15 protein-coding genes are annotated in these 10,093 nt (G+C 63.0%); 9 read left to right on the top strand and 6 right to left on the bottom strand.

All coding sequences use genetic code 11. The features are described 5' to 3' along the window. Window positions 1-310: 310 nt before the first annotated feature. From QOL62_RS19170 to QOL62_RS19150, 5 genes are all read left to right on the top strand, one after another. Window positions 311-523, top strand: a complete 213-nt coding sequence (locus QOL62_RS19170; protein ID WP_283407257.1) for a hypervirulence associated TUDOR domain-containing protein — start codon at window positions 311-313, stop codon at window positions 521-523. A gap of 36 nt (window positions 524-559) precedes the next feature. Continuing rightward, window positions 560-829, top strand: a complete 270-nt coding sequence (locus tag QOL62_RS19165; protein WP_283407256.1) for a hypothetical protein — start codon at window positions 560-562, stop codon at window positions 827-829. A gap of 16 nt (window positions 830-845) precedes the next feature. Continuing rightward, window positions 846-1,133: a hypothetical protein gene (locus QOL62_RS19160; RefSeq protein ID WP_283407255.1), complete on the top strand. Its 288-nt coding sequence runs from the start codon at window positions 846-848 to the stop codon at window positions 1,131-1,133. 171 nt (window positions 1,134-1,304) lie between these two features. Continuing rightward, window positions 1,305-1,559, top strand: coding sequence for a hypothetical protein (locus tag QOL62_RS19155; RefSeq protein WP_103729492.1), 255 nt, complete (start codon window positions 1,305-1,307; stop codon window positions 1,557-1,559). A 41-nt stretch (window positions 1,560-1,600) separates the two neighbouring features. Beyond that, a complete protein-coding gene (locus QOL62_RS19150) occupies window positions 1,601-2,506 on the top strand; it encodes a dimethylarginine dimethylaminohydrolase family protein (RefSeq protein WP_283407254.1) in 906 nt (301 codons plus the stop codon). A 6-nt stretch (window positions 2,507-2,512) separates the two neighbouring features. Here the strand turns inward: QOL62_RS19150 and QOL62_RS19145 are convergent, their stop codons facing one another. The 3 genes from QOL62_RS19145 to QOL62_RS19135 form a co-directional block, all read right to left on the bottom strand. Beyond that, window positions 2,513-3,250 (bottom strand): dienelactone hydrolase family protein, encoded by a 738-nt coding sequence (locus tag QOL62_RS19145; protein WP_283407253.1) that lies wholly within the window; start codon window positions 3,248-3,250, stop codon window positions 2,513-2,515. A 43-nt stretch (window positions 3,251-3,293) separates the two neighbouring features. After that, entirely contained in the window at window positions 3,294-3,467 is a 174-nt protein-coding gene (locus QOL62_RS19140) for a hypothetical protein (RefSeq protein WP_283407252.1), read from the bottom strand. A 71-nt stretch (window positions 3,468-3,538) separates the two neighbouring features. Next, entirely contained in the window at window positions 3,539-3,766 is a 228-nt protein-coding gene (locus QOL62_RS19135) for a hypothetical protein (protein WP_283407251.1), read from the bottom strand. Between the two features lie 339 nt (window positions 3,767-4,105). Between QOL62_RS19135 and QOL62_RS19130 the strand changes: the two genes are divergently transcribed. Both QOL62_RS19130 and QOL62_RS19125 read left to right on the top strand, forming a co-directional pair. After that, entirely contained in the window at window positions 4,106-5,101 is a 996-nt protein-coding gene (locus QOL62_RS19130; protein ID WP_283407250.1) for a sensor domain-containing diguanylate cyclase, read from the top strand. Between the two features lie 195 nt (window positions 5,102-5,296). Beyond that, window positions 5,297-5,776 carry a hemerythrin domain-containing protein gene (locus QOL62_RS19125; RefSeq protein WP_283407249.1) on the top strand — a complete coding sequence of 160 codons (480 nt, stop codon included), beginning with the start codon at window positions 5,297-5,299 and terminating at the stop codon, window positions 5,774-5,776. 152 nt (window positions 5,777-5,928) lie between these two features. Here QOL62_RS19125 and QOL62_RS19120 read toward each other — a convergent pair whose 3' ends face one another. Next, window positions 5,929-6,600, bottom strand: coding sequence for a Crp/Fnr family transcriptional regulator (locus QOL62_RS19120; RefSeq protein WP_103729498.1), 672 nt, complete (start codon window positions 6,598-6,600; stop codon window positions 5,929-5,931). A 170-nt stretch (window positions 6,601-6,770) separates the two neighbouring features. After that, complete coding sequence (locus QOL62_RS19115) at window positions 6,771-7,313, bottom strand: hypothetical protein (protein ID WP_283407248.1); 543 nt, start codon at window positions 7,311-7,313, stop codon at window positions 6,771-6,773. A 356-nt stretch (window positions 7,314-7,669) separates the two neighbouring features. Between QOL62_RS19115 and QOL62_RS19110 the strand changes: the two genes are divergently transcribed. Both QOL62_RS19110 and QOL62_RS19105 read left to right on the top strand, forming a co-directional pair. Next, entirely contained in the window at window positions 7,670-8,509 is an 840-nt protein-coding gene (locus QOL62_RS19110) for a hypothetical protein (RefSeq protein ID WP_283407247.1), read from the top strand. 122 nt (window positions 8,510-8,631) lie between these two features. Continuing rightward, the gene (locus tag QOL62_RS19105; RefSeq protein ID WP_283407246.1) at window positions 8,632-9,681 is read left to right on the top strand and encodes a DUF1440 domain-containing protein; all 1,050 of its coding nucleotides are present in this window, start codon (window positions 8,632-8,634) and stop codon (window positions 9,679-9,681) included. A 58-nt stretch (window positions 9,682-9,739) separates the two neighbouring features. On the opposite strand, the gene QOL62_RS19100 is transcribed toward QOL62_RS19105, so the two are convergent. Beyond that, window positions 9,740-10,093, bottom strand: a 354-nt coding sequence (locus tag QOL62_RS19100) for an oxidoreductase C-terminal domain-containing protein (protein ID WP_283406046.1), incomplete at its 5' end; no start/stop codon positions are given.

Here is a 10,093-nt window from a genome sequence, read left to right as displayed (position 1 = left end):
GCGCCCGCGGCACACCCGCCAAGGTCAATGCGACCGCTGGTCTCGAGGCCAGCGAAGGAGTAAACTCGGCCAGCGTCTCGGATGGCAGTCATGAGGGACGTACCATTAGGCATAGGGACTGTTCCGAAGGAAGTGCCGGCGACGGGAAACGCGTTCCGAGGTTTCGGGCGATGCGACATGCTTTCTCTCCTCTTCAAGCGATGTGCGGCGACACTCGCCCCTCCCATGCGGTCATGAAAGCAGGTCCGGCGGAACAGATGCACGCGCTGTGTCGTTCATACCTGCAACACGACGATGACTGGGAACGGCAATGACCAAGGAATTCAAAGCCGGGGACAAGGTCGAATGGAACACCAGCCAGGGTAAGACCCAGGGCACGGTCCAGAAGAAGCAGACTACGGCCACGCACATAAAAGGGCATCAGGTCACAGCTTCAGCGGATGATCCGCAGTACATCGTCAAGAGCGACAAATCTGGGGCCAAGGCGGCGCACAAGCCCGACGCCCTGAAGAAGCGCTCCTGACGCGAGCGCTGGGTAAACGAACCGGAAGGAAAAAAGATGATACGCAAACTGGCTTTCCTCGGATTGGCCTACGTCGTCGGCAAAAAGCTGCTGGATCGCAGCTCGTCCGATACATCCAGCACGCAGGCTGCAGGTATCGGACATGCGCCGACGGACCTTCAGGCCGACAAACATCCCGACGGCTCGCAGCGCGCCGATCCACATTATCGGCCAGATCCACACAGCCCGATCCCCGCAGAGGATCTGGAAGGACTTCGACCGGTCACATTCAAGCCCGCCGCTTCCCCCGCCGGCTACACGTCCTGATCACGAGGAGTTGAGAATGGCGACCACCATCGAAAAGACGTTTGCCACGCGCGCGGATGCAGAACGCGCGGTGGAGCATCTCGTGCAGGCATTCGGTATCGACCGTACCGACATATTCGTGGCGGCAGCGGCGGCCGAAAACACCGCCGGTGAGAAGCCGAGCGGCGGCGACGCACCGGCGCCTCTGGAAGAAGGCAGAAGCGACGCGGCGCTCACAGGCGCGATTACCGTCTCGGTGGACGTGAACGACGCTACGAAGGAAGAAGCCATTCGCCGCGAACTGGACAGTTCAGCCCTCGGCTAACCGCGTATTTCCTTGACGTGAAGTGCCAGCGCGCCGCTCCCGCCGACGGGGGTGGCGCTTGGCGCAGGTGCCGTCCTTTCAGAAGACCAAATGCCAGTTTTCCCCGCAAAGCAGGTTCGATCGGGTGGAACCCCGGCCCTCTCCTCCCGTTGATGAGGCAAGGAGAGAAAAATGGCCGAGCACGAAAACACGGACAACGGCAGGAAATCTGTCGACGAAAACAATGAAGCCGTCAGCGGACGGGCCGACACCACAGAGCAGGTCGAGGCGGACATCGGAGCCGTCCAGGGTAGCGCCCCAGATGAAGACATGGGCGAAGGCGCGGAACGTACCCTGCAGCCAGGAAGCCCGAAGACGGAGACCCCTCCAGATTCCGGTGAAATAGAATGGGCCCGCCAGGTTGTGAAGAAGCCTCCTCACGCCTGATCGTTCACCAGAAATTTCCCATTCTGACAAAGAGCCCGGTGATGAAGCTCGATTTCTCGACAAGCAGCAGCCTCATGGAGCCTGCCTCGCTGCACGCTTCCGTGTTCGGCGAGACAGATCGGCTGACGGATGTTCTCCTCTGTGAGCCTTCGCAACTGGAGCCGGTGCCTTGCTGCTCCGTGACTCGTGAGAGCCTGAGGAACGGTTTCGATGTCTCGGCAGCGGAAGCAAGGCGGCAGCACGGTGTGCTTCGGGATACCCTCGCCGCCTACGGCGTGCGTTGCCATACACTTCCGCCACAGCCTGAATGCCCCGACCAGTGCTTCACCCGCGACGCGGCGGTGTCGACGCCATGGGGGCTGGTGGGGCTGAACCCCGCCATGCCTCACTGTCTGCGGGAGGTAGATCATCTGGTCGACTCACTTGCACTGCGGGGCATCGCCACCTCCCGGCGCGTAACTACCGGTACGATCGAGGGCGGCGACATCTGCATCGCACGCAAAGGGCTGCTCATCCTCGGCACGTCCGGCGAACGGACCACTCTGGAAGGGGCGGACGCGTTTGCATCGCCCTTCCGGGAGAACGGCTGGGACGTACTCGTCCATGCCTTTGATCCCCACTTCCTGCACCTCGACACCATGTTCTGCATGCTCGACCCACACCACGCCCTTGGCTGCGTGGAGGTGCTGGACGACGATTTCCTCAAGACAGTGAGTTCTTTCGGGATCAAGGTCCTCCCGGTGAGCTACAAGGACTCCCGCCGGCTCGGCTGCAACATCCTGTCCCTCGACGGACGCACGATCCTCATGGGTTCAGGGCAGGAAGCCACCGCCGAACGCACGCGGGAGGCGGGGTTCGAAGTGATAGAGCTCGAGATCTCGCAGTTCACCGCCTGCGGAGGCGGCATTCACTGCCTGACCATGCCGCTGCGGCGCCAGCGCCGCTGACCGGGCCTAGGTCGGCGGCTCGAAGGCAGCGTCAAAGACCGCCAGCATGCTGTTCCATGAAGCCCGCGCCGCTTCGGGGTGGTAGGCCATGCGAGAGTCTCCAGGATCCCCGACGCCCCGATTTGTAAAGCTGTGCAGCGCCTTGCCGTAGACGCTCATTTGCCAGTCGGCATCGGCAGCCATCATCTCCACCTGGAACGCCGCGACGCCCTGCGGCGGCACCAGCGGGTCGAGGGCACCTGTGAAAACGGCGACTTTCGCCTCCACCTTCCCGCGCTCTGCAGGCCGGGCTGTTGAAAGAAGACCATGGAAGCTGGCGACTGCGCGGACCGGATAGCCGCTCCTTGCCAGTTCCAGAACGGCAAACCCGCCAAAGCAGTAACCCAGTGCCACGATGCTGCTGGCCTGAACCCCGGGCAGGATCGCAAGAGCGTCTACCGCTGCGCGCACCCGGCCGCGCAGGAGTTCGGGATCGGATCGGAAGCGCTGCAGCGCGGCCTGCATCTCATCCCCTTCCAGCACCCTCCCGTTGCCGTGCATGTCGGCCGCGAAAGCAAGGTATCCAAGGTCCGCCAGCATGCGGCAGTGCCTTCGCACGTTGCCGCCTATGCCATCCGCCTCATGGACCACCAACGCGGCCCTGCCGTTCGGAGCTATCGGGCGGTAAAGTTCGCCGGAAAGTTCCACCTCTCCATCATGATAGACGTAGCGCTCGCCAGCTTCCGGCTTCCCTGCTTCAGACATCGGCTGCCCTGCTCTCCATCGCCACACCCTCCCCCGCGAAAAATCAGTTCAGACCGGTATAGTCGCGGCGATCCGACTGCTCTTCAGCCGCCTTTTCCTTCACGTGCGAGATATTGTATCCGACAAAAATTACAGCCACGATCGCGACCACAATGGCCACGACGGTGACCCCGGCCCTGCGTTTACGCTTCGTGCTGGGTTCATCAGGATTGTTCATGAGAGTATGCCTGTTCTGGTGCTTGCGGACGGTCGAAGAGCCTGTGGAACACTCGGTTCGGGGGCTGTCTGTCAGGTCCCGCCGGGTTGATCGCTTTCCGGTGCATGGTCGGGCTCGCGTTGCGTGCCAGCCTGCACCTTCGCCTCAGCGAAAGCCACGTCTTCAGATTGTGTGCGGGTCACGGGACGCGCGCCGGCACCTCCGGTCCCCGCCGTGTCATGACCGGGATTGAGCTTTTCGTCGGCTTTTTGCTCTTTGCCCTTCGCGGCCGCGGTCGAAGGCGGATTCTGGTCAACCATAGGGTAGTCTCCAGCGTTGAACGTTTGAGAGACGCAGCGCGCGAGCCGCGTTGTCTCAGCCTGCTTCAGCAACCATCGGTCCCGCAGGAGGGTTCCGTACTTATTCCATCGGTCGCATCGCCCCGACCGGCCGCACTCACGATCGGGCCGAAGTTGCCGTAGTGTTCCGCTCCATATTGATCCCTCGATCCCGCATCATAAATAGGGACCAATGACACGCACCTTCGCTCATAATTCGTTTGTATCAGGCTGCGCATCGCGGAACCCACCGTGTTCCGGAGTGGATTACCGTCCAGTTTCCAGAGGACGTGAGGCTTTCGCTCCGGCAAGGCTCAGCGGATGACTGAACCTCCCCTTGCGGAGCATGAGAACGAGCGGCTGGCAGCGCTGTACCGGCTCGATATCCTTGATACCCCGCCTGAAGAGCCGTTCGAACATGTCATCGCTCTTGTTCGATCGGTTCTCGACGTGCCGATGGCAGCCGTCTCCCTCGTCGACAAGGACCGGCAATGGTTCAAGGCTCAGGAGGGGCTGAACGCGTCGGAAACCGACCGCAGTGTCTCCTTCTGCACGCATACCATCGCAAAGGACGAGCCGTTTTCCGTGCCGGATGCGCTGGAGGATCCCCGCTTCTCCACGAACAGCCTGGTCACTGGGGAGCCGGGGATCCGTAGCTACGCCGGAGTGCCCCTCCGCACGCACGATGGCTTCGCGGTCGGCGCGCTTTGCGCCATGGACAGAAAGCCCCGCCGCTTCACGGACGCAGAAATGGAGATGCTGGCGAATTTCGCCAGGATCGTGGAAAATGAATTTGCCCTGCGGCGCATGGCCGAGCAGGATTCGATGACGGGCGCCCTGACCCGCCGCGCCTTCTGGGATCAGGTTCGCCACGAAATGCAGCGTTACAAGCGCCACGGGCGCCCCTGCTCGCTGGTGCTGGGCGATCTCGATCACTTCAAGCACGTGAACGACACCTATGGCCACCCCGCCGGAGACGCGGTCCTGACGGAGGTCCCCAGTCTCGTGCTGGCCACCAAGCGCACCATGGACGTGCTCGGCAGGCTGGGAGGAGAGGAATTCGCGCTGCTACTCCCCGATACGGAGGAGAGTGACGGGTTCAGGGCCGTCGAGCGGTTTCGAAAGCTTCTGGCCGGCCATGAAATCGTCTTGCCAAGTGGCGAAACGCTGCGGGTTACGGCAAGCTTCGGCATCGCCGGGCTGACGCCGGATATCCTCACGGTCGAGGCGTGGATGAAGCGTGCCGACGAGGCGCTTTATCGCGCGAAACGCGCAGGCCGCAACCGCTGCGAGTGCGCTGCGGACGAGCCGAGGTAAGAGGCTAACCCAGGTGAACGCCGCATCCGCAGACGGAACCTGCGGCGTCATTGTCACTTCCGACCATGGTAAACGGAACGCTCTTCCATGACACTCGAACGGAGCGCCCGGCACATCCATGCAAGGAGATCGCCTATGTCTTTTCTGGACCGCGCCATAGCAGCCATAACGCCGCCCGAGAGCGATGAGAAACGAATGGAGGCGCGCCGAGCCGCCCGCGAGAAGGCAATCACCGGCGGATGGTTCTCTCAGGTGATCGATGAACACGAGGCGATCGAGAATGCGTTCGCGCAGGTGCATCAAGCGACCGACGCCGATGCGCGCCGGAAAGCAACCAAGCGTCTTGCCATTCTGCTGACGGGACATGCCAACGCAGAGGAAGCGGTGCTTTACCCTGAAATGGCCGACACCGGGCACAAGACGCACACCAGCATGGCCTATGAGGAACAAGCCATGACCAAGGTCCAGTTGGCCCTGCTCGAGAAGATCGACCCCATGTCGCAGGACTACCTCGATAAGCTCGAGCACATCCGCGGCGCGGTAACGCATCACATGTATCAGGAGGAGAGCGATTGGTTCCCCGAGCTCCAGGCCGAGGTGCCGGAGGACCGCCAGACCTTCCTCTCGAATCGCTTCCGGGAGGAGGTCACCCGCTACGTCGGCGCTGACGCCTGAACGAAGCCGCAATGATCTTCGGCCCGAACGGTGTGTTCGGGCCGAAACTGCGTGCACGCGCCAAAGGTGTGCCCGTACGTATCGTCGCCTGATCGGTCCGAAACCCAGGTGCCGTGATCACGGGAGGCCGGTGCATTCCGTCGTCAACCTCCTCAGGCGGCGAGTATCCTGCGATCGGCGGCCGGATCACGCCCGGGAGCCGCTTCGGCTTGCGACAGGGAGGGAATGCCGAGCGCTTCTGGCTTCGGAAGGTGCAGCGTCTTGCCACTGAAGCGCACGAGTCCGCGGCTGCGCAGGTCGCCGAGCACTCTGTTCACGTGGACAGGGGTGAGCCCAACAACATCGGCGATGTCCTGCTGAGTAAGCGGCATCGTGCAGCAGTTCTCGACGATCTGCTTGTGCGAGCGCATGCGCTGGAACAGTTCGGCAAGCAGATCTGTGACGCGCTCGATTGCCGATTTGCGACCTAGGCTCACAATCCAGGATGTCTGACGATCGTGGGCCTCCAGAACGCCCCGAAGCAGTTTCATCACGCCGTCCCCCGGCTTGGCGTGGATCCCCGCCAGCGGCACCGTTTGCGCCTTGACGGGTGTCAGGGCGACGATCGGCAGGTCGGACTTGCCGGAGAGCAGCCATTGCGGCTCACAGTAGTCGCCTGGCAAAAACAAAGCTGTGATCTGGCGTCGTCCGTCAGGCAGAACGCAGTAACGGCTCGCCCAGCCTTCCTGAAGCTTGTAGACCTTGTCCTGCACCTCACCCTTGTGTGCGAGATGTTCATGACGCCTGAATTGACAAATGCGCTGGGCATCCTGTTCCGTCCGCATCTAAATCCTCGCGGTTGCCCCCCCGGGCACTATTTGCGTAACCTGCTTCACGCGTTTCTATATTAATCTATGTTTCCAGCCTGTATCTTTAGCGACGAAACGAAGGTATCGTACGTCAAGATGTGCGTCGCGGACAAGGTATTCAGGAAGAATCCATATTTCATACGGCGCTACACCTCCCATGCCGTAAGGGCATCTTGGTAGGCTCGTTCTTCGTTGCGCCGACGTTGCTCCATCGTTTGCACCTCTTCTTCCATACGGTTTCGAAGAGCCTCACGCTCACGGCGCAACACCTCGATTTTGCGTTCGACTTCTTCGAGCCGCCTCGCAAATTCTTCGCGCGTCCGCGACAAGGCTGCCTCTGCTCTGTCCAGGCGAGTTCGGCTCGGCTTGCGACGCGGCGTCCTCGCAGTGGCGGATGCCGCGCCATTTTTCCTGAGGGCGCTCTTTTCCTGTGTGGATGGTGAGGAACTGTTCCCCGCTGCTGCAATGTGTTGGGCGACCGTCCCGCGCGGAACACGGATGACGACACCGGGCTGCGCCAGGGCCGCCTTGCCGTCTCCAGCGTCCGTGACGACTTCCGCCGCCCCGCTTGAGAACAGATCCTTGTCCGCACCCCACGCTTCCAGAGCGGCCTTGCGGCTGGTGGCGGCTACATAGGCGTCATGGAAGCCGATTGCAGTTCTGAAGACCTTGAGCGGGCGTTTGGCCATAACTGATCAATGCAACTACTCCGGATGTCACACTGCCACCGACACCGACACTAACATGGATCAGACGTTCCGCTCCGGAAGCCGGCCCGTCCGTTCCGGACGCGTCTCCGCGGATCATGCCAAGACACTGTCTGTGGCGTCCGAGTTGAACGAAGGCATGAGGTACTACGCAGAGCCGGAGAAGTTGAACCCCTTGGGGAGCACCGATCCACGAGATGTGACCTGCACGAATGCAACTCAGGCGCCCACGATAGGCGTCGGCCTCGCCAGACCGGGCCTTTGGGATGTTAGATGTACTGGACTTCGCCGTTCTCTGCTTAAGGGAAACAAACCCACAGTCCCGCCGTTCAGCCGTCATGAACAAGACCGGCGCAACAGCTCACAGCCCCTCCGGCTCACGCTTCCTCGTGCTGCTGACGGCACTTCTCCAGATCGTGACGCCGGCCCTGCCCGGGCTGGGGTTCGGCGAGCCCATCGGGTCGCAGTCCGACGCAGTGCGCACGCTTATCACGCCAGCGGGCTGGGCCTTCTCGATCTGGGGGGCGCTTTACACCGGTTCGCTGGTGTTCGCCGTTTACCAGCTTCTTGCCAGTAATCGCGACAACCGGCTGCTCAGGCAGATCCGGATGCCTGCGGCGGGCGCGTTCCTAGGCAACGCCGCATGGGCGGCCTACGTGCAACTGTACGGGCTCAGCTTCGTCTCCACCATCATCATCGTGTTCACTCTCCTCAACCTGCTGGCCATCCTGGCTCGCCTGGCGGCTTGGGACGAAGGCTTTACGGTGGGCGACAGGTGGTGCATCGTCCTCCCTCTGTGCGCCCTCTCCTCGTGGTTGACGACCGCCACCATCGTGAACCTAGCAGCCTCCCTGCGCTTTCACGGCGTGGACGCCGGCCCCGCAGCACCTGTGATTGCAGGCGCCATCGTGATCGCCGGCGGCATCATCGCCGCGCAGGCCTTGTTGCGTACGCAGGGCAACCCGCCTTTCGCAGTCGTTTTTCTCTGGGCCCTAGGCGCGATATTCGCAGCAGGCGGACAGAGGGAAGGCATCGTGGCCGCCGCAGTCGTGATCGCCGCGGTGCTTGTCCTGCTTGCCACTATCCGCGGCCTCCGCAACGGCGGAATGGCACATTACTTCGGAGGCTCCTCTTCGCTCGCGGCGGACGGAGCGCGCGCTGCAACCGTGCGTCGATGATCGCAGCGAAAAGGCGCTCTGCCGAATAAGGGCGCGGGTTGGCAACCGCCGGTCAGCCGGACGGGAACCCTCCCGCGGCGATCTGCTTCCTTGAAAAAAGCTGGATAGCAAAGGATTCTCCGATGACGGCAAACGCGCAGCACGAACGACAGACGGTGGACGTACTGGTGGACCTGGAGAGAGGCGCTGCAGCTGGTGCACTGGCAGGATTTGCGGCTTCCGCGGTCATGAACGGCTTTCAGTACATGGTCACGCCGCTTCTTCGTCCGTCGAGCGCCGGAGGTCCTCCCGCCACCGAACAAGCGGCCGACCGCGTTGCGCTGCTGATCTCGGGCGCCCGCCTGGACGACGCGGACCGCAAGCCGGCTGGAACCGCCGTCCATTATGTGGTGGGCACGCTGACCGGCGCTCTTTATGGCAGCCTTGCAGAAGCCCGTCCCGGCGTGGCGCGCTGGAAAGGCATGGCCTTCGGTCTCGCCTGCGCCACTCTGGTCGACCAGCTTGCCGTTCCGCTGACCGGTCTGGCCCGTCCTCCCTGGCGCTACACGCTTCGGACTCACCTCTACGGGTACATCTCTCACGTGGTGTTCGGCGTCGTCACCGAGGCAATTCGCAAGCGTCTTCGCGAGCGCCCCTCCGAGCGAGAGGCCCGGACCTCCACCACGCTGGACGACGTGTCCGTCCCGCTGCTTCTGGGCCTCACCAGCGGGCAGCGGACGTTTACCGCGCCCACGGCGGTGACGATCGCTGCGGCAAGCAGCGGCCTAGGCCTTGAGGGGACGCCACTTCGCCTGCTCTCCTCCCCCTGGGCGGGTGCGCTCATGAGTGCGGCGGCCGTCGGCGAATACGTGATCGACAAGCGCCCCGGCGTCCCCCCGCGAATCTCGCCGCCCGGTCTGACCGGCCGCCTGCTCAGCGGCGCCCTCTCAGGCGCGGCGGCGGCGCGGCCGGGCAAGGCGTGGTTTGCAGCCGGAGTCGGCGCTGCTGGGGCTCTGGTGGGCAGCTATGTCAGTTACCGTATCCGCATGAAGTTGGCTGAGGCTTTCGGCAGGGACAAGCCCGTCGCCTTCGCGGAAGATGCGCTGGCCGTGCTGGGATCCGCCGCCGTTGCAAGCTATGCAGCGATGCGCCAGAAGCAGCGCGAAGCCGCACCACTGGCGCAGGCAGCCTGAACTGACGACCGTCGTCTGCGCTCCTCCCCACCGTGAGCGGACGATGGGGAGGCCCGGGTCAGACGAGTTCCTTGAGCGGAGTGGCCGCGTCCGCCAGGCGCTCGAGGTCAGGCCGCGCGCCCGCTTCGACGAGCTTGCGGCCCTGAACGTAGTCCTTGACCATGTTCACGCAGTCCAGCGCCAGCACCTTGCCGTCCCTGAGGTAGACCACCGAGAAGCTGCGCGCGCTCACGTCGCCCCGGACGACAGTCTGGTCGAAGCCCATGTTGATGCCGGCGGTCTGCAGGCGCAGGTCATACTGGTTCGACCAGAACCAGGGGAACGCCTTGTACGGCTTCTCGTCGCCGCAGATGCCCTTCGCCACACAGGTCGCCATGTCGTTGGCGTTCTGCACCGATTCCACCCGCATCAC

Origin of the sequence: Novosphingobium panipatense, assembly GCF_900182875.1 — a bacterium.
Classification (GTDB): Bacteria; Pseudomonadota; Alphaproteobacteria; order Sphingomonadales; family Sphingomonadaceae; genus Novosphingobium; species Novosphingobium panipatense.
The sequence above is the reverse complement of the archived record's forward strand: the minus strand, read 5'-3'. Positions and strand labels throughout refer to the sequence as shown.